The organism is Pseudomonas sp. RIT411 (genome assembly GCF_003057735.2).
Lineage (GTDB): Bacteria > Pseudomonadota > Gammaproteobacteria > Pseudomonadales > Pseudomonadaceae > Chryseomonas > Chryseomonas oryzihabitans.
The window spans coordinates 152,377-170,896 of record NZ_QBIZ02000004.1; the positions used below are offsets into that span (position 1 = coordinate 152,377).

Annotated in this window: 17 protein-coding genes; 11 read left to right on the top strand and 6 right to left on the bottom strand. The window is 66.6% G+C overall.

The features are described from left to right. The first annotated feature begins 7 nt into the window (after nt 1-7). Nucleotides 8-1,768, top strand: coding sequence for a cation:proton antiporter (locus DBY63_RS08250; protein ID WP_027598708.1), 1,761 nt, complete (start codon nt 8-10; stop codon nt 1,766-1,768). 324 nt (nt 1,769-2,092) lie between these two features. Here the strand turns inward: DBY63_RS08250 and DBY63_RS08255 are convergent, their stop codons facing one another. The 3 genes from DBY63_RS08255 to DBY63_RS08265 all read right to left on the bottom strand — a co-directional run bounded on the left by DBY63_RS08255 (nt 2,093) and on the right by DBY63_RS08265 (nt 5,343). Continuing rightward, nucleotides 2,093-2,521: an EamA family transporter gene (locus DBY63_RS08255; protein WP_108582209.1), complete on the bottom strand. Its 429-nt coding sequence runs from the start codon at nt 2,519-2,521 to the stop codon at nt 2,093-2,095. 2 nt (nt 2,522-2,523) lie between these two features. Next, nucleotides 2,524-4,692 carry a DNA helicase II gene (gene uvrD / locus DBY63_RS08260; protein WP_044341252.1) on the bottom strand — a complete coding sequence of 723 codons (2,169 nt, stop codon included), beginning with the start codon at nt 4,690-4,692 and terminating at the stop codon, nt 2,524-2,526. 132 nt (nt 4,693-4,824) lie between these two features. Then, nucleotides 4,825-5,343: an Hcp family type VI secretion system effector gene (locus tag DBY63_RS08265; protein WP_017639168.1), complete on the bottom strand. Its 519-nt coding sequence runs from the start codon at nt 5,341-5,343 to the stop codon at nt 4,825-4,827. Nucleotides 5,344-5,683: 340 nt separating this feature from the next. On the opposite strand from DBY63_RS08265, the gene hexR reads away from it, so the two are divergent. Both hexR and DBY63_RS08275 read left to right on the top strand, forming a co-directional pair. Further along, the gene (gene hexR / locus DBY63_RS08270) at nt 5,684-6,553 is read left to right on the top strand and encodes a transcriptional regulator HexR (RefSeq protein ID WP_007160102.1); all 870 of its coding nucleotides are present in this window, start codon (nt 5,684-5,686) and stop codon (nt 6,551-6,553) included. A 74-nt stretch (nt 6,554-6,627) separates the two neighbouring features. Beyond that, nucleotides 6,628-6,849, top strand: a complete 222-nt coding sequence (locus DBY63_RS08275) for a hypothetical protein (protein WP_074583361.1) — start codon at nt 6,628-6,630, stop codon at nt 6,847-6,849. Here DBY63_RS08275 and DBY63_RS08280 read toward each other — a convergent pair. Continuing rightward, nucleotides 6,779-7,753, bottom strand: coding sequence for a LysR family transcriptional regulator (locus DBY63_RS08280; protein ID WP_042135432.1), 975 nt, complete (start codon nt 7,751-7,753; stop codon nt 6,779-6,781). The genes DBY63_RS08275 and DBY63_RS08280 overlap by 71 nt on opposite strands. Before the next feature lie 138 nt (nt 7,754-7,891). On the opposite strand from DBY63_RS08280, the gene DBY63_RS08285 reads away from it, so the two are divergent. Together DBY63_RS08285 and oadA are read left to right on the top strand one after the other, a co-directional pair. Then, complete coding sequence (locus tag DBY63_RS08285; RefSeq protein WP_027598704.1) at nt 7,892-9,307, top strand: acetyl-CoA carboxylase biotin carboxylase subunit; 1,416 nt, start codon at nt 7,892-7,894, stop codon at nt 9,305-9,307. Nucleotides 9,308-9,320: 13 nt separating this feature from the next. After that, a complete protein-coding gene (oadA, locus tag DBY63_RS08290) occupies nt 9,321-11,126 on the top strand; it encodes a sodium-extruding oxaloacetate decarboxylase subunit alpha (protein WP_044341253.1) in 1,806 nt (601 codons plus the stop codon). Between the two features lie 56 nt (nt 11,127-11,182). On the opposite strand, the gene DBY63_RS08295 is transcribed toward oadA, so the two are convergent. Further along, nucleotides 11,183-12,049 (bottom strand): SDR family oxidoreductase, encoded by an 867-nt coding sequence (locus DBY63_RS08295; RefSeq protein WP_027600490.1) that lies wholly within the window; start codon nt 12,047-12,049, stop codon nt 11,183-11,185. Between the two features lie 12 nt (nt 12,050-12,061). Continuing rightward, a complete protein-coding gene (locus DBY63_RS08300; protein WP_042134943.1) occupies nt 12,062-13,450 on the bottom strand; it encodes an NAD(P)-binding domain-containing protein in 1,389 nt (462 codons plus the stop codon). Nucleotides 13,451-13,621: 171 nt separating this feature from the next. Between DBY63_RS08300 and DBY63_RS08305 the strand changes: the two genes are divergently transcribed. From DBY63_RS08305 to DBY63_RS08325, 6 genes are all read left to right on the top strand, one after another. Next, the gene (locus tag DBY63_RS08305) at nt 13,622-14,671 is read left to right on the top strand and encodes an AraC family transcriptional regulator (protein WP_108582210.1); all 1,050 of its coding nucleotides are present in this window, start codon (nt 13,622-13,624) and stop codon (nt 14,669-14,671) included. Between the two features lie 145 nt (nt 14,672-14,816). Continuing rightward, nucleotides 14,817-14,948 carry a hypothetical protein gene (locus tag DBY63_RS25180; RefSeq protein WP_255211807.1) on the top strand — a complete coding sequence of 44 codons (132 nt, stop codon included), beginning with the start codon at nt 14,817-14,819 and terminating at the stop codon, nt 14,946-14,948. A gap of 195 nt (nt 14,949-15,143) precedes the next feature. Continuing rightward, nucleotides 15,144-16,037, top strand: a complete 894-nt coding sequence (locus tag DBY63_RS08310) for a metal ABC transporter substrate-binding protein (protein ID WP_027600488.1) — start codon at nt 15,144-15,146, stop codon at nt 16,035-16,037. Further along, the gene (locus tag DBY63_RS08315) at nt 16,034-16,795 is read left to right on the top strand and encodes an ATP-binding cassette domain-containing protein (protein ID WP_108582211.1); all 762 of its coding nucleotides are present in this window, start codon (nt 16,034-16,036) and stop codon (nt 16,793-16,795) included. The genes DBY63_RS08310 and DBY63_RS08315 overlap by 4 nt, the downstream gene beginning before the upstream one ends. Beyond that, the gene (locus DBY63_RS08320) at nt 16,795-17,649 is read left to right on the top strand and encodes a metal ABC transporter permease (RefSeq protein ID WP_108582212.1); all 855 of its coding nucleotides are present in this window, start codon (nt 16,795-16,797) and stop codon (nt 17,647-17,649) included. Before DBY63_RS08315 ends, DBY63_RS08320 begins: the two co-directional genes overlap by 1 nt. Beyond that, nucleotides 17,649-18,494, top strand: a complete 846-nt coding sequence (locus tag DBY63_RS08325) for a metal ABC transporter permease (RefSeq protein WP_037006580.1) — start codon at nt 17,649-17,651, stop codon at nt 18,492-18,494. The genes DBY63_RS08320 and DBY63_RS08325 overlap by 1 nt, the downstream gene beginning before the upstream one ends. Nucleotides 18,495-18,520: the final 26 nt, after the last annotated feature.

The window sequence follows — 18,520 nt, forward strand, 5'->3', positions numbered from 1 at the left end:
CCGGCCGATGCATGCTCTAGCTTTTATCCAGGACATGGCCGTCATCATGCTGGTGGCCGGCGTGGTGACCATCCTCTTCCACCGCCTCAAGCAGCCCGTGGTCCTGGGCTACATCCTCGCCGGCTTCATCATCGGACCCCACACCCCGCCATTCGGTCTGATCCACGACGAAGAAAGCATCAAGACCCTCGCCGAGGTGGGGGTGATCTTCCTGATGTTCAGCCTCGGCCTGGAATTCTCGCTGCGCAAGCTGTTCCGGGTGGGTGCCACGGCCTTCATCGCCGCCTTCCTCGAGATCAGCCTGATGCTCTGGCTGGGTTACCAGGTGGGCCAGATGTTCGGCTGGTCGCATATGGATTCGCTGTTCCTCGGCGCCATCCTGGCCATTTCCTCGACCACCATCATCGTCAAGGCGCTCAACGAGCTGAAGATGAAGCACGAGCGCTTCGCCCAGCAGATCTTTGGCGTGCTGATCGTCGAGGACATTCTCGGCATCGGCATCATCGCCCTGCTGTCGGGCCTGGCGGTGAGCGGTTCGGTGGAACCGGGCGCGGTGGCCTCGACCCTGGGCAAGCTGAGTCTGTTCATGATCGTGGCGCTGGTGATCGGCATCCTGCTAGTGCCACGCCTGCTGGCCTACGTGGCCAAGTTCGACAGCAACGAGATGCTGCTGATCACGGTGCTGGGGCTGTGCTTCGGCTTCTGCCTGCTGGTGGCCAAGCTGGAATACAGCGTGGTGCTGGGTGCCTTCCTGATCGGCGCCATCATGGCCGAGTCGCGGCAGCTGCTTAAGATCGAGAAGCTGGTGGAACCGCTGCGCGACATGTTCAGCGCCATCTTCTTCGTCGCCATCGGCCTGCTGCTCGATCCCAAGGTGCTGGTGGAATACGCCTGGCCGATCACCGTGATCAGCGTCGCCGTGGTGCTGGGCAAGATCCTCGCCTGCAGCCTGGGGACCCTGATCGCCGGCAACGATGGCCGGACCTCGCTGCGGGTCGGCATGGGCCTGGCGCAGATCGGCGAGTTCTCCTTCATCATCGCCACCCTCGGGATCACCCTGGGCGTCACCAGTCATTTCCTCTATCCGGTGGCGGTGGCCGTGTCGGCGATCACCACGCTGCTGACACCCTATCTGATCAAGGCCGCCGATCCGCTGGCGCTGTGGATCGGCCGCTGGTTGCCGCAGCCCATGCAGCGGGTGCTGGGCATCTATGGCGAATGGCTGCGCAGCATCCAGCCCCAGGGCGAGAAGGCGGTTCTGGCCGGCATGATGAGGCGCATCCTGCTGCAGGTGGGCATCAACCTGTCGCTGGTCATCGCCATCTTCCTTGGCGGCGCCTATTTCGCTGGCGGCCTGGCCGGCTGGCTCAGCACCTGGATCACCGATCCCGATCTGCAGAAGGCCTGCATCTGGGGCGGGGCCCTGCTGCTGTCGCTGCCCTGCCTGATCGCCGCCTATCGCAAGCTCAAGGCTCTGGCCATGCTGATGGCCGAACTCAGCGTGCGGCAGAACCAGGCTGGCCGCTATACGCAGCCGGTACGGCGACTGGTCAGCGAGCTGATCCCGCTGCTGTCGCTGGCTGGCATCCTGGTGCTGCTGGCCGCGCTGAGCAGCAGCATCCTGCCGCGTGGCGAGCTGCTGCTGCTGATCGGCCTGGTCGCGGTGGTGGTGATCGCGGTGCTGTGGCGCTGGTTCATCCGCGTCCATTCGCGGCTGCAGATAGCCTTCATCGAGACCCTGGAACAGGACAAGGGCGGACACCCTTAGGCCGCTTTTGCGGAATCCAGCCATTGCCCACCGGGGATCGACGCGGCAGAATCGCTCTAAGTCGGCCGTTTGAATAAGCGGATCGATGGCAAGGGAATGCGCAATGCAGGAAATGGGCTTGGCCGCTTTCTGCCGTCCGGCAATCTCCCACCGGCGGTCAGGCCCTTTTCCTGCGCCCTTTTAAGAGGCTGTTCAAAGTTTCGCGAGCTAGAGCGAAACAAGGCGGAAAGACCCGAGGAAGCGGAGTTTACGAGTGGTAAATGAGCATTCCGAGGGGCTTTTCAACGCAGTTTGGCCGACGCGCAGCAAACTTTGTATAGGCTCTCAGGGCCGCCAGGCCAGCAGCAGCACGCCCCCGCCGATGGCGGCGATGCCGCACCACTGGCGCAGGTCCAGGCGCTCACCCAGCAGCGCCACGCCAAAGATCGCCACCAGCACCACGCTCAACTTGTCCACCGGCGCCACCAGCGAGGCGGGGCCCAGCTTGAGCGCCCGGTAGTAGCACAGCCAGGACAGGCCGGTGGCCACGCCCGAAAGCAACAGGAACATATAGCTGCGACCGGCGATGCTGGCCAGGGGTTGCGCCTGCCCGGTGGCCAGGACGATGGCCGCCAGGACCACAACGACCACCAGGGTGCGCAGCAGGGTGGCGAAGTCCGCGTTGACGTGTTCCACGCCCAGCTTGCCGAAGATGGCGGTGAGGGCGGCGAACGCCGCCGCCAGGAGCGCCCAGAACAGCCAGGAAGTGGTCATGGCTAGAGCGGTTCGAGCTTGGCGTAGCTCACCATCAGCCACTTGCTGCCTTCGGACTTGAAGTTGACCTGCACCCGGGCATGGGCGCCGGAGCCCTCGTAGTTGAGGATGACACCGTCGCCGAACAGGGCGTGGCGCACCGGCTGACCGAGACTGAAGGTGGTCTCCGGCACCGGGGCCTGGGCGAAGGGACTGGGTCGGCTGCCGGCGAAGGGCTGCTTGACCGCATTGGACAGCCGCACTTCCTGGATCAGGCCGTCCGGTACCTCGCGGACGAAGCGCGAGACCTTGTTGTAGGTCTCGCTGCCATAGAGTCGACGGGTCTCCGCATAGCTCATCACCAGGCGGCGCATGGCGCGGGTGATGCCCACGTAGGCCAGGCGGCGTTCCTCTTCCAGGCGGCCGGGTTCTTCCAGGCTCATCTTGTGCGGGAACAGGCCTTCTTCCATGCCGGCCAGGAACACCAGGGGGAATTCCAGGCCCTTGGCACTGTGCAGGGTCATCAGCTGGACGCTGTCTTCGTGGCTGTCGGCCTGGGTGTCACCGGATTCCAGGGCGGCGTGGTCGAGGAAGGCCGCCAGGGGCGTCATCTCCTCGTCACCGCTGAAATCGAAGGAGCGCGCGGCGCTGACCAGTTCTTCCAGGTTTTCCACCCGCGCCTGACCCTTCTCGCCCTTTTCTTCCTTGTGGAAGGTGACCAGGCCGGTCTGCTCGATGATCTGCTGCACCAGGCTGTGCAGGGACAGGTCCTCGGCCTTGAGCGCCAGGGTGTCGACCAGCTCGACGAAGGCATTGAGTGCCGAGGCGGCGCGACCCGACACCGCGCGGGCACCGACCAGGTCGTGCAGCGCCTGCCACAGCGAGGTGTTCTGCGCGCGGGCGGCGCTGCGCAGCGCCTCCACGGTCTTTTCGCCGATGCCCCGCGGCGGCACGTTGATCACCCGCTCCAGGGCGGCATCGTCGTGGCGATGCTGGATCAGCCGCAGGTAGGCCATGGCGTTCTTGATCTCGGCGCGCTCGAAGAATCTCAGACCGCCATAGATGCGATAGGGGATCTTCTCGCGCAGCAGCGCCTCTTCCAGCACCCGGGACTGGGCGTTGGAGCGGTAGAGGATGGCCATCTCGCTGCGCCGGATGCCCTTCTTGAACTCGCTCTCGATGGTCTCGACGATGTAGCGCGCCTCGTCGTGCTCGTTGAAGCCGGCATAGAGGGTGATGGCCTCGCCTTCGCCGGTATCAGTCCACAGCTCCTTGCCGAGGCGGCCGAAGTTGTGGGCGATCAGGCCGTTGGCGGCCTTGAGGATGGTGTCGGTGGAGCGGTAGTTCTGCTCCAGGCGGATGATCTCGGCCGAGAAGTCCTCGTTGAACTGCTGGATGTTCTCGATCTTGGCGCCGCGCCAGCCATAGATGGACTGGTCATCGTCGCCCACCACCATGAGGCTGGCGCCATTCTGGGCGAGGTGCTTGAGCCAGGCGTACTGGACGGCGTTGGTGTCCTGGAATTCGTCCACCAGCAGGTGCTGGAAGCGCCGCTGGTAGTGTTCCAGCAGGCTGGGATTGTTGCGCCACAGATCCAGGGCGCGCAGCAGCAGCTCGGAGAAGTCGATCACCCCGGCGCGGGCGCAGGCCGCCTCGTAGGCTTCGTAGATGCTGCGCATGGTGCTGAGGAAGAGATCGCCGGCGGCCTGGATGTGCTGCGGTCGCAGGCCTTCGTCTTTCTGGCCGTTGATGAACCACTGCGCCTGGCGTGCCGGCCAGCGCTGCTCGTCGAGGCCCAGCTCGCGGATCACCCGCTTGACGATGCGCTGCTGGTCGTCGCTGTCGAGGATCTGGAAATTCTGCGACAGCCCCGCTTCCTGCCAGTGCGCGCGCAACAGGCGGTGGGCCAGGCCGTGGAAGGTGCCGACCCACATGCCCTGCGGACTCATGCCGAGCAATTGCTCGATGCGGTGGCGCATCTCGGCGGCGGCCTTGTTGGTGAAGGTCACCGAGAGGATGGAGTGCGGCGAGGCCCGTTCGACCTGGATCAGCCAGGCGATGCGGTGCACCAGCACCCGGGTCTTGCCCGAGCCGGCACCGGCCAGGACCAGTTGGCGACCCAGGGGCGCGGCCACGGCCTGACGCTGGGCATCGTTGAGGGAATTGAGCAGCAGGGAAATGTCGTCGTTCATCGCCGCATTCTACCGATGCGGCAGAAGGAGCGCCAAACCGGACGGATGGGAGGCGAGGCGGGTGGCGCAGGGCAGCGGACCCCCCGGCCAGCGGGGCTGGCGGGGGGCAGAGTAATGCTTGCAGTCGGCGCCTCAGGCGGCGATCGGCGAGCGCCAGTCGTCGGAACCGGAGGTGCCGGAGACCTCGTGGGTCCAGACGATCTTGCGGTAGGTGAAGTAGACGTCTTCCAGGTGGGTGAAGTGCGCCATGCTCGGGTCCTGGCAGTTGGGCATGCGCGACTGGACGTCGACGATGATGGCGTCCTCCAGTTCGATGGTGAAGTAGTGCTCCTGGGTGCCGGTGGCCGAGGTGCGGTACCACTCCAGGCGGCACTTGCCGAGGCGTTCGCCGGAGGTGAGGGCGTTGAAGATCAGCGGCGAGGCCTTGTCGAACACCTTGGTGATCATCAGCGGCTTGTGCACGCGCTGGCCGGTGGGCTGACCCGACTGGGGATCGCGGGGAATGATCACCTGATGGTTGAAGGCCTGGACCAGGATCTGGTCTTCGTGACCCTCCTGGAAGATGTTGCCGACCGAGTCCTCGGTAAAGGTGCCGGCGGTGATCAGGCCTTGCTTGGTGCCTTCGAGGGACAGGTACGCGGGGGTTGGCATGGTGCTCTCCTTGCCTGGTGATAGGCCTTCATGGCCCGGGTACCAGGAGCTAACAAGGGCTATGCCAGAACCGAAAATTCCTTTCTGATCAGTGGGTTGCAAAAGCACTACAGGGGCGGGGCAGAGCAACTGTGCGCCACCGCTCGGGAATCTGCGCAAGGCCTTGCGCAGAGCGGTTCAAAAGCTGCTCGGGCTCAGGTAGTCGGTCGTGCGGATGACTACCAAGTGCCGATACGGGCGCGAAAAAGACCGTGCTGAATCGTAATGACCAAGAGCCTTGGCGACCGTTATGTAGTATAAGTACGACGCACTACATCCGCCCGCTAGACGAGATACGCCTGTGAACCTCATGCAACACATTGCTCAATCCCGCCACCTGCTGCGCAAGTCGGAGCTCAAGGTCGCCGAGCAGGTCATGGTGGATCCGGCTGCCGTCATGCACAGCTCCATGGCCGACCTCGCCCACAACGTCGGCGTCAGCGAGCCCACCATCGTGCGTTTCTGCCGCGCCATCGGCTGCGACGGTTTCCAGGATCTCAAGCTGCGCCTGGCCCAGAGCCTGGCGGCGGGGGCCAGTTTCGGCCAGTTCGCCATCCACGAGAACGATGCGGTGGAAGACTTCAGTCTGAAGATCTTCGACACCACCCTGCATACCCTCATGGACGTGCGCGAGCGCCTGGACATGCGTGCGCTGGAAACGGCGATCGAGGCGATCGCCAAGGCCCAGCGGGTGATGTTCTACGGCTTCGGCGCCTCGGGCTCGGTGGCCAACGACGCCCAGCACAAGTTCTTTCGCCTGCAGCTCAGCGCCACCGCCTATTCCGATCCGCACATGCAGGCGATGTCGGCGGCGACCCTGACGGCCTCCGATGCGGCCATCTGCATCTCCCAGTCGGGTCGCTCCAAGGACCTGCTGATCACCGCCAACCTGGTGCGCGACAACGGCGCGGCCCTGATCACCATCTGCCCGGGTCAGACGCCGCTGGCCGATCTGTCGACGGTCAACATCGCCATCGACGTGCACGAAGACACCGATATCTATGTGCCCCTGACCTCGCGGATCGCCCACCTGGTGGTGATCGATGTGCTGGCCATGGGCGTGGCCATGTCCCGCGGTCCGGCCCTGGTCGAGCACCTCAAGGGCGTGAAGCGCAGCTTGCGCAGCCTGCGGTTGTCATCGAAATCGACCAAGCACAGCGACACCCAATAGTCGTCTTTTTGTCGCCAAATCGTCACCTGTTAGGGTGAAGCTGCCCATTCCGATCCCAGCCCGGAGGAATTGGCATGACCGCTCTCATCCAGGAATCCAGCGTTCGTCTCGACAGCAAGACCCGCAGAAAGCTACAGGATCAACGGCGGATGAAATTTCGCCGCGCCATCGAAGCCCGTGCCGAAGAGCAGCGACTCGCCGTGGAACTCGATGAATTGCTGTTTCTCAATCAGCTGCTTGACGAGCGCCAGGCCCAGCGCCGACAGCAGGCTCCAGGGCAATACCTAACGCATTGATCAGGCTGCGCTGGCTGCGCAGGTAGTCGACGAAGGCCTGAGCCACCGGCGACAGTGGCTTGCCACGTACCTGGACCACGCACCAGGAGCGGCGCAGCGGCAAGTCGGCGACGTCCAGCTCGACCAGGCTGCCGGCGGCGAGATCACTGCGAATGGCCTGGCGCGGCAGCAGCGCCAGGCCGAGTCCGGCGCGGACCGCCTCGCGCTGCGCCTCGAAGGCGCCGATCTCCAGCTGTTCGGCGAAGTGCGCGCGCTTCTGCTTGAGATAGTCCTCGCAGGCCTGGCGCGTGCCGGAGCCGACCTCGCGCACCAGCAACGGATAGGCCGTCAGATCGCGCAGGCTCAGGCCATGGCGGCCGGCCAGGGCATGGCCCGGGCGCGCCACGGCGACGATGGCGTTGTCCAGCAAGGGCAGGAAATCCAGGTCCGAGCCACTGGGCACCCCGGACATCAGCGCCACGTCCTCGCGATTCTCCGTCAGTCGACGCAGCACCCGGGCATGGTTGCCCACGGTCAGCGCCAGATCGACCTGGGGATGGCTGCTGCGGAACTGGCTGAACAGGTGCGGCGCCAGGTACTGTGCGCTGCTTTCCACCCCCAGTCGCAGCTGGCCGTGCAGGGCGCCGCGCAGATCTGACAGCTGCATATCCAGGCTGCCCAGCCGGGCGAAGAGATCGCGCCCGGTCTGGCGCAGGGCCTCGCCGGCTTCGGTGAGGTAGAGGGTGCGATTGACGTAGTTGAACAGCGGGGCGCCCACCACCTCTTCGAGCTGACGGACCTGCAGGCTCACCGCCGGCTGGGTCAGCGCCATGATGTCGGCCGCGCGGCTGTAGGAGCGGGCCTCGCAGACGGCCTCGAACACCTGCAATTGGCGAAAGGTGAGCCGCATCAGAGGCTTGCGCATGGGCATCTTGGAGATCCATAAGTGATGACTTATGGAGTATCCAACAATTATTTATTTTCCATAAGAGAGACCCTGGCGTAGCTTCAGGTCACCGGCAATAACAAGCGGCTGCAGGCTGCAGCAGACAAGGAGCCAGGTGTGATCAAGAAGATACTTATCGCCAATCGGGGCGAGATCGCCGTGCGCATCGTGCGTGCCTGTGCCGAGATGGGCATTCGCTCGGTGGCGGTCTACTCCGATGCGGATCGCCAAGCGCTCCACGTGAAACGTGCCGACGAAGCCCATGGCATCGGCAGCGATCCGCTGGAGGGTTATCTCAACCCTCGCAAGCTGGTTAACCTGGCCGTGGAGACCGGTTGCGACGCCCTGCATCCCGGCTATGGCTTTCTGTCCGAAAACGCCGAGCTGGCGGAAATCTGCGCCCAGCGCGGGATCCGCTTCATCGGGCCGTCCGCCGAGGTCATCCGCCGCATGGGCGACAAGACCGAGGCCCGGCGCAGCATGATTGCCGCCGGCGTGCCCTGCACCCCGGGCACCGAGGGCAACGTGGCGGACATCGCCGAGGCCCTGCGCGAAGGCGATCGCCTCGGGTATCCGGTGATGCTCAAGGCCACCTCCGGCGGCGGCGGTCGCGGCATCCGCCGCTGCAACTCCCGCGAGGAACTGGAGCAGGCCTATCCGCGGGTGATCTCCGAAGCGACCAAGGCCTTCGGTTCGGCCGAGGTGTTTCTCGAGAAGTGCATCGTCAATCCCAAGCACATCGAGGCTCAGATCCTCGCCGACAGCCACGGCAACACCGTGCACCTGTTCGAGCGCGACTGCTCCATCCAGCGGCGCAACCAGAAGCTGATCGAGATCGCGCCCAGCCCCCAGCTGACCCCCGAGCAGCGCGCCTACATCGGTGATCTCGCCGTGCGCGCGGCCAAGGCGGTGGGTTACGAGAACGCCGGCACCGTGGAATTCCTGCTCGCCGAGGGCGAGGTGTATTTCATGGAGATGAATACCCGGGTGCAGGTGGAGCACACCATCACCGAGGAAATCACCGGCATCGACATCGTTCGCGAGCAGATCCGCATCGCCTCGGGCCTGCCGCTGTCCTTTGCCCAGGAAGACGTCCAGCACCGCGGCTTCGCCCTGCAGTTCCGCATCAATGCCGAGGACCCGAAGAACAACTTCCTGCCGAGCTTCGGCAAGATCACCCGCTACTACGCGCCGGGCGGACCGGGGGTGCGCACCGACACCGCCATCTATACCGGCTACGTGATCCCGCCGTACTACGACTCCATGTGCCTCAAGCTGATCGTCTGGGCGCTGACCTGGGAAGAGGCCATGGATCGTGGCCTGCGCGCCCTGGACGACATGCGCGTGCAGGGGGTGAAGACCACCGCGCCCTATTACGGGGCCATCCTGCGCGATCCCGAATTCCGCAGCGGGCGCTTCAACACCAGCTTCGTGGAAAGCCATCCGGAGCTGACCCAGTACTCGATCAAGCGCAACCCGACGCACCTGGCCATCGCCATCGCCGCCGCCATCGCCGCCCACGCCGGTCTGTAAGGACGACAGAACAATGAAAAGCATCCAGATCACCGACACCATCCTGCGCGACGCCCACCAATCGCTGCTGGCGACCCGCATGCGCACCGAAGACATGCTGCCGATCTGCGCCAAGCTCGACCAGGTCGGCTACTGGTCGCTGGAAGTCTGGGGCGGCGCCACCTTCGACGCCTGCGTGCGCTTCCTCAAGGAAGATCCCTGGGAGCGTCTGCGCCAGCTGCGCAAGGCGCTGCCCAATACCCGGCTGCAGATGCTCCTGCGCGGCCAGAATCTGCTCGGCTACCGGCACTACAGCGATGACGTGGTCGAGGCCTTCGTCGAGCGCGCCGCCGCCAATGGCACCGACGTCTTCCGCATCTTCGATGCCATGAACGACGTGCGTAACCTGGAAACCGCCATCCGCGCGGTCAAGGCCAGCGGCAAGCATGCCCAGGGCACCCTCTGCTACACCACCAGCCCGGTGCACACCGTCGCGGCCTTCGTCGACCAGGCGCGGCGCATGGCTGACCTGGGCGTGGACTCCATCGCCATCAAGGACATGGCCGGCCTGCTGACGCCCTATGCCACCGGCGAGCTGGTCAAGGCGCTCAAGGAGGCCCTGACCCTGGACGTAGTGGTGCACTCCCACGACACCGCCGGGGTGGCCGCCATGTGCCAGCTCAAGGCGGTGGAGAATGGCGCCGATCGCATCGACACGGCGATCTCCAGCATGGCCTGGGGCACCAGCCACCCGGGGACCGAATCCATGGTCGCGGCCCTGCGCGACACGCCCTACGACACCGGCCTGGACCTGGAGCTGCTGCAGGAGATCGGCCTGTATTTCCATGCGGTGCGCAAGAAGTACCACCAGTTCGAGAGCGAATTCACCGGGGTCGACACCCGGGTGCAGGTCAACCAGGTGCCGGGCGGCATGATCTCCAACCTGGCCAACCAGTTGCGCGAGCAGGGCGCCCTCAATCGCATGAACGAGGTGCTGGAAGAGATCCCGCGGGTGCGCAAGGACCTGGGCTATCCACCCCTGGTGACCCCGACCTCGCAGATCGTCGGCACCCAGGCCTTCTTCAACGTGCTGGCCGGCGAGCGCTACAAGACCATCACCAACGAGGTGAAGCTCTATCTGCAGGGCCGCTACGGCAAGGCGCCGGGCGCCATCTGCGAGCAGCTGCGCAAGCAGGCCATTGGCCAGGAGGAGGTCATCGAGGTGCGTCCGGCCGATCTGCTCAGTCCCGAGCTGGCCCGGCTGCGCGCCGAGATCGGCGACCTGGCCAAGAGCGAAGAAGACGTGATGACCTTTGCCATGTTCCCCGACATCGGGCGCAAGTTCCTCGAGGAACGCGCCGCCGGGACCCTGGTGCCGGAAGCCCTGCTGCCCATGCCCTCGGCCGATGGCGTGGCCGCGGTGGGCGGCCAGGGCGTGCCGACTGCCTTCAGCGTCGACGTGCACGGCGAGACCTACCAGGTGGACATCACCGGTATCGGCCTCAAGAGCGAAGGCAAGCGGCACTTCTACCTGTCCATCGACGGGGTGCCGGAAGAGGTGGTGTTCGAAGCCAGTGGCGACTTCGTCGCCGAAGGCGGTCAGCGGCGGCGCCAGGCGGAGCGTCCGGGCGACGTCAGCACCACCATGCCGGGCAACATCGTCGAGGTGCTGGTCAAGGAGGGCGACCAGGTCAGGGCCGGGCAGGGCGTGCTGGTCACCGAAGCCATGAAGATGGAAACCGAGATCCAGGCGCCCATCGCCGGCACCGTCACCGCGGTGCGGGTGGCCAAGGGCGACCGGGTCAATCCGGGCGAGGTGTTGATCGAAATCGAAGGCTGAGATCACTTCGATTTCCCTTGGGGCCTGCGGGCCCCTTTTTTGTTTCCGAAAGAAGGCTAGTCGGGTCGGTCGTCCGGGCGCAGGCGCCAGGTGCCTTCGTGGCGTTCGGCCAGGCCGCGCTGCTCCAGGTCGCTGAGATAGCGACGCAGGCCGCGTTCACCGCGGCGCTGAAAGAACGGCAACAGGCGCGGCAGCAGATCGGGCACCAGCATCGCCAGCCGGCTCAGCCAGAGTTCGCCGGCGCGCGGCGCGCTTTCCAGGCGCGGTCGATCCAGCACCCGCACCAGCAGCCGCGCCACCGTATCGGGTGACTGGGGCGGATCCATGAATTGCAGGGCGTTGCCGCCGGCGATGGCCTCGTGGCGCAGCATCGGGGTGTCGGTGGCCGACGGCAGGACGCAGCAGACGCGGATGCCCTGGGGCGCGAGATCCTGCGCCAGGGCGAGCATGGCGCCGCGCAGGCCGAACTTGCTGGCGCAATAGACGGGGCTCTCCGGGGTGGGAAAGATGCCCGCCAGCGAGACGGTGGTGACCAGCCGGGCGTTGGTCGAGCGCCGGAGCAGGGGAATGGCCAGCCGCGCGAGCAGCAGGGGCGCCAGCAGGTTGATGTCGAGCTCCTGGCGAATGCTCGCCGGAGAGCGTTCGGTGAGGGGGCCGACGCGGACGATGGCGGCGTTGTTGATCAGGGCATCGAGGCGACCGCAGCGCTGCTGGACGAAGTCGATCAGGGCGACGAGCTGGTCTTCGTCGCAGAGATCGGCGGCGTAGGTCAGGGTGGTTTCGCCCAGCTCGGCGCGCAGGGCGGCCAGGCCCCTGGCGTCGCGATCCACCAGGACCAGCTGGACCGGTCGGCGGCTGAGTTGCCGCGCCAGGCATTGACCGATGCCGCCGGCGGCACCGGTGATCAGGATGACGTCGCTCATGGGCAGGCTCGCTCAGGACGGGGTGGGCAGGCTGGCCGGAAGCGGCTCGGGCGCCTGGCGCAGGGGATCGAAATAACCCGGGGTCAGGTCGCTCCAGCCCAGCCGGCGACGCAGCTGGCGCAGATGGTTCTGCAGGGCGTGCACCTCCAGGTAGACGGCGTGGCGGGGCGAGTCGACGAAGCGGATGCCGCCGGAGAGATCCGGGTCGTCCTGCTGGATCAGCGCCTGGAATTCGCGGGCCTGGTGCGGGCGCTGGAGCTGGTCGGCCAGGTGGCAGGCGATCAGGTGGGCTTCCTGATCGAACAGCTTGTAGGCGCTGGAATTGGTCTCCAGATAGCCGATGCCGAACAGGTTGCGGTGTTCACGACTGAAGATGGACAGGTAGAGCTGCGGCCGGCCGTGCTGCCAGCTGAAGTAGTCGGCGGCGTAGCGGCAACTCCAGCGATAGCCGGTGGCATAGAGCACCAGGTCGAGAGTCTCCCGGCTGCCATCGCGAAACACCACCTGGTCGCCCTCGAAGTGCGAGACGTCCGGCCGTGCCTGGATGTTGCCGTGCTGCAGATGGTGCAGCAGCTGGCTGTTGAGCAGCGGATGGCTTTCGAACAGGCGATGGTCCGGCTTCGGCAGGCCGAAGCGGGTCAGGTCGCCTTGCAGCAGGCGCAGCAGACCCTGGAACAGCGGCCGTTCCAGCCACAGCGGCAGGCGCGGACCGCGTTCGCCGAAGACGTCCGCCGGCACGCCGAAGAGGTGCTTGGGGATGAAGTGATAGCCGCGCCTCAGGCTGATGAAGGCGCGCTCGGCGTTGGCGGCGGCGTCGCAGGCGATGTCGGCCCCGGAATTGCCGGCGCCGACGATGAGCACCCGCTTGCCCTGGAATTCCGCCGCACGCCGGTAGCTGACCGCGTGGCGGATCTCGCCGCTGAAGTGCCCCGGGATCTCCGGCAGGTTGGGGTCCCAGTTGCAGCCGGTGGCGCAGATCAGCGCCCGATAACGGCGGCGTTCACCGCTGTCGAGGGTGACGATCCAGCGGCCATCCGCATCCTTGTCGACCCGTTCGACGGCGGTGTTGAAGCGGGCCTGGGCGTAGAGCCCGAAGGTGCGGGCGAAGGCGCGCAGGTAGTCGAGGATCTGGCGATTGCCGGGATAGTCGGGAAAGGCGCGGGGCATCGGATAGTCGAGAAAGCCCGAGAGGTCTCGCGACGAGATGAAGTGGGCGGATTCGTACATGGGCGTGCCGGGGTTATCCAGGTCCCAGACGCCGCCGAAGTCGCTGTGGCGCTCGAACTGTTCGTAATCCAGGCCGCGGCGCTTGAGGGCGCGGGCCATGCACAGGCCGCCGGGGCCGCCGCCGACGATGCAGATGCGCTCGCCGCAGTCCTGGTAGGAGAGATCGTCGTTCATGCAGGTCTCCACGCGTGGGTGTCGAGGCAACCTTAGCGGCGGGTCGAGGGGCCACGGCAGGGTGGCGGCGGCCAGGGAAGGGGGCCGAAACGGACAGCCGTTGCCGAGGGATTTTCGCCCGGTCGCCACTGGGTTAACGTCCAGCCAGGTTCTCGCCCGAGGAGCGTCGTCATGCCGGACCCCGTCGATCCGCGCTTTTCCCGTGCCTCGGCGCCGCCCCAGGTGTCGCGGCTGCTGCTGCGCGTGGCGGCCGACCGCCACGTCGACGTGGAGCGACTCTGCCGCGGCCTGGGGTTCACGGCGGCCGACGTGCAGCGGCCGGGCTTTCGCCTGTCGCACCGGCAGGGCTATCTGCTGGTCAGGCGCTGCCTGGCGCAACTGGGCGACGACGGCCTGGGCCTGGCGGTCGGCGCCCGGCAGACCAGCGTCTCGCTCGGCCTGGTCGGTCTCGGCATGCAGGCCTGCGCCACCCTGGGCGCGGCCCTGGAGCTGGGGTTGCACTATCAGCGGCAGGCCGGTGCCATGCTCGACTATGGCCTGGAGCGGGGGGCGGCGGCGGTGCGGCTGGTGCTGACGCCACGCTTCCACGAGCCGGCGGTGACCGCCTTCTACATGGAGGAGGGGCTGGCCAGCGTGCTAGGCGTCGCCCGGCATCTCGCCGGGACACGGTTGCCGCCGCGGGCGCTGAGCCTGGACTATCCCGCTCCACCGCATGGCGAGCGCTATGCGGCCTTGTTCGAGTGCCCGGTGCGCTTCGCCGCGCCGGTGACCGCCATCGAATTCGACCCTGCCTGGCTGCACATGCCCCTCGCCACCCGCGATGACGCCGTGGCCGCCGAGGTGATCGAATTGCTGGGCGCGACGGCTGGCTACGATCCGCTGCGAACGGATCTGGTCGAGGGCCTGCAGCGCGAGATCCGCAAGCGGCTGGATGCGCCGCCGACCCTGGCGCAACTGGCCGCGCCGCTCAATCTCAGCGAACGGACGCTGCGGCGCCGGCTCGAAGCGGCGGGTACCCACTATCAGGCGCTGGTCGACGAAGCGCGTCGTGATCGCGCCCTGACGCTGCTCGGCCGGGCCGACCTGGCGCTGGCCGAGGTGGCCTTCCAGACCGGCTTTGGCGATCTGCGCAATTTCCGCCGGGCTTTCCGGCGCTGGACCGGCCTGGCGCCGCAGGAAGCCCGTCGCCGCCTGAGGACGCGGGTGGAGGAGGGTGACTAGGCATCGCTCCCGGTTTGTCCGATCGCTCTAGCCCGAGAGTTTTAGGGCGCCTCTATTTATCCGATTGATAAAAAGCACTAACACCTCTCGATAGGGTCTGCTATTTAATATAGCCAAGGCTATGACGATCCCGGGAGGATTCGCGATGCTGAAAGAACTCAAGAAACGCGCCCTGCGCGGTCTGCTGGACAAGCTGCTCGACGGGCACGCCGAACGGCGTCCGTTGGAGACCCAGCCCGAGCGCTCGCGCGGCATGACGGCCCACGCCGCGCACTGATCCCTGCCAATCAGGCCGGTCCCGCCGGCCTCTGCAGCCCTCATCAGCGCCTCCGCTCTGTCCTGAGCGAGGCGCCTTGCCCTGTTCGTCCCTGTCCCTTATCCCTCTCATCCCAGGTTACAAAGTCTTCCTGCACCTCTGATAGGTTGTGCTATCTAATTTAGCCTAGGCTATAACCACCGAGAGGCGGGCCGGATGCTGGAGAAGACGAGACGCTGGACCCTGGCGGGTCTGCTGGGATTGCTGCTGGGCAACGTCGCTCAGGCGGCGGAGCCGTTCAAGGTGGTCACCACCTTCACGGTGATCGCCGACATGGCGCGTAATGTGGCGGGCGACGCCGCGCGGGTGGAATCCATCACCAAGCCCGGCGCCGAGATCCACAACTACCAACCCACTCCGGGCGATCTGCTGAAGACGCGCGACGCCCAGCTGGTGCTGTGGAACGGCCTCAATCTGGAGCTCTGGTTCGAGCGCTTCTTCAGTCGCATGAAGGACGTGCCCAGCGCCGTGGTCTCGCGGGGTGTCGAGCCCATCGCCATCGCCCAGGGTCCCTATGCCGGCAAGCCCAATCCCCATGCCTGGATGTCACCCCAGGCAGCGCTGATCTACGTCGACAACATCCGCGATGCCCTGGTGCAGCACGACCCGGCCCAGGCCGAGACCTATCGTCGCAACGCCGAAGCCTACAAGGCGCGCATCACCGCCACCCTCGAACCCCTGCGCCAGCAGCTGCAGGCGATTCCCGAACAGCGGCGCTGGCTGGTGTCCAGCGAGGGCGCCTTCAGCTACCTGGCACGCGACCTGGGGCTCAGGGAGCTCTATCTCTGGCCGATCAACGCCGACGCCCAGGGCACGCCGCAGCAGGTCCGCCGGGTGATCGAGACGGTGCGCGCCGAGCGGATTCCGGCGGTGTTCAGCGAAAGCACGGTTTCCGCCGCACCGGCCGAGCAGGTGGCACGGGAGAGCGGCGCTCGCTACGGCGGGGTGCTCTATGTGGATTCCCTGAGCGCCGCCGAGGGACCGGTACCGACCTATCTCGACCTGCTGCGGGTCACCACCGAAACCCTGGTGAAGGGGCTGGCGCCATGATCGCGCTCGAGGGGGTCAGCGTGACCTATCGCAATGGCCATACCGCCCTGCGCGACGCCAGCCTGGTGGTACCCGGCGGCTCCATCACCGCCCTGGTGGGCGTCAACGGCAGCGGCAAGTCGACGCTGTTCAAGGCGATCATGGGCTTCGTGCCGGTCCGTTCCGGCCAGGTAAGGGTCGATGACCTGCCGGTGGCCCGGGCGCTCAAGCGCAACCTCGTCGCCTACGTCCCCCAGAGCGAAGACGTCGACTGGGACTTTCCGGTGCGGGTGGAGGACGTGGTGCTCATGGGCCGCTATGGGCGGATGAATTTCCTGCGCCTGGCCCGCGCCGCCGATCACCAGGCGGTGGACGCCGCCCTGGCCCGGGTGGGGCTGACCGCGTTGCGCAAGCGGCAGATCGGCGAACTCTCCGGCGGCCAGAAGAAGCGCGTCTTTCTCGCCCGCGCCCTGGCCCAGGACAGCTGGGTGATCCTCCTGGACGAACCCTTCACCGGGGTGGACGCCACCTCCGAACGGGCCATCATCGAATTGCTCCAGGCGCTGCGCGCCGAAGGTCGCTCCATGCTGGTGTCGACCCACGACCTGGCCAGCATCGAACGCTTCTGCGACCGTACCGTGTTGCTCGACAGGACCGTACTGGCCCAGGGGCCGACGGCCGAGGTCTTTACCCGGGAGAACCTGGAACGCACCTTTGGCGGCGCCCTGCGGCTGTTCGACGGGCTGCAAGCGGAGCCGCGGCGGCGGGAGCGTGCCTGATGGAAGGGCTGCTGGAACCCCTGGCCTACGGCTACATGAGAAATGCCCTGGGCGCGGCGGCGCTGGTGGGCGGGCTGTGCGCCTTTCTTTCCGCCTACCTGATGCTCAAGGGCTGGTCGCTGATCGGCGATGCCCTGTCCCATGCCGTGGTGCCCGGTGTGGCCAGCGCCTATCTGCTCGGCCTGCCGCTGGCGCTGGGCGCCTTTCTCGCCGGCGGCGCGGCGGCTGGCGCCATGCTCGGGCTGCGGCACTACACCCGACTCAAGGAAGACGTCATCATCGGCCTGATCTTCAGCGCCTTCTTTGGCGGCGGACTGTTCCTGGTCTCGCTGGCGCCGGTGGCGGTGGACATCCAGACCATCGTCTTCGGCAACATCCTGGCCATCACCCCCGAGGCCAGTCGCCAGTTGCTGACTATCGCCGCCGTCTCCCTGCTGGTGCTGCTGCTCAAGTGGCGCGACCTGCTGCTGGTGTTTTTCGACGAGGGCCAGGCGCGCGCCTGCGGCCTCAATCCCACCCTGTACCGGCTGCTGTTCTTTACCCTGCTAGCGCTGAGCACCGTGGCGGCGATGCAGACGGTGGGCGCCTTCCTGGTCATCGCCCTGGTGGTGACGCCGGGGGCGACGGCCTATCTGCTCAGCGATCGCTTCTCGCGGGTGGTGCTGATCAGCGTCGCCATCGGCGTTGGCAGCGGGCTCCTGGGCACCTACCTCAGCTATTTCCTCGACGGCGCCACCGGGGGCTGCGTGGTGGTCTTGCAGACCCTGATCTTTCTGCTGGCCTTCGTCCTGGCTCCGCGTCACGGCCTGCTGGCCAACCGGCGCCGGGCGCGGCAGACGGCGGAGGCGGGCTGATGGACTGGCTGCTGCTGACCCTCGAAGTCGACTTCCTGCGCCAGGCATTGCTGATGGCCGTGCTGGTGGCGGTGCCCACGGCGCTGCTGTCCTGTTTCCTGGTGCTCAAGGGCTGGGCGTTGCTGGGCGATGCCATCGCCCACGCGGTCTTTCCCGGCCTGGTGCTGGCCTCGGCGCTGGGGGCACCGCTGGTGGCGGGCGCCTTCGTCGCGGGGCTGGGTTGCGCCCTGGCCACCGGCTATCTCAAGCGCCACAGCCGGGTAAAGCAGGACACCCTGATGGGCGTGGTCTTTTCCGGCATGTTCGGCCTGGGCCTGGTGCTGCACGCCAGGCTGCCCACCGAGCTGCACCTGGACCACATCCTGCTCGGCGACCTGCTGGGGGTGTCCCCGGCGGCCTTCTGGCAGATGGCGGTGATCACCGGCCTGGTGGTGCTGGCGCTGGCCTGCCGCTGGCGCGACCTGCTGGTGCTGGCCTTCGACGCGGCCCAGGCCCGGGCCCTGGGGCTGCGGGTAGGGCTGCTGCACTACGGCCTGCTCGGTCTGATCGCCCTGACCGTGGTCGGCGCCCTGCAGGCGGTGGGCATGGTGCCGGTGGTGGCGCTGCTGATCGCCCCCGGTGCCACGGCCTTTCTGCTGACCCGTTCCTTTGGCTGGATGCTGCTGCTGGCCACCACCCTGGCCGTGATGGCGGCCCTGGGCGGGGTGCTGCTGAGCCTGGTCTGGGACAGCGCCCCGGCGCCCACCCTGGTGATGCTGCTGACGGCCGGTTTCCTGCTGGCCCTGGCATGGCGCCTGTGGCGGGATCGACGTCGTTCGGGCGACAAGGGCGTTCAGGTGGCCTGATGTAATCGACTGACCGGCCCTGCCAG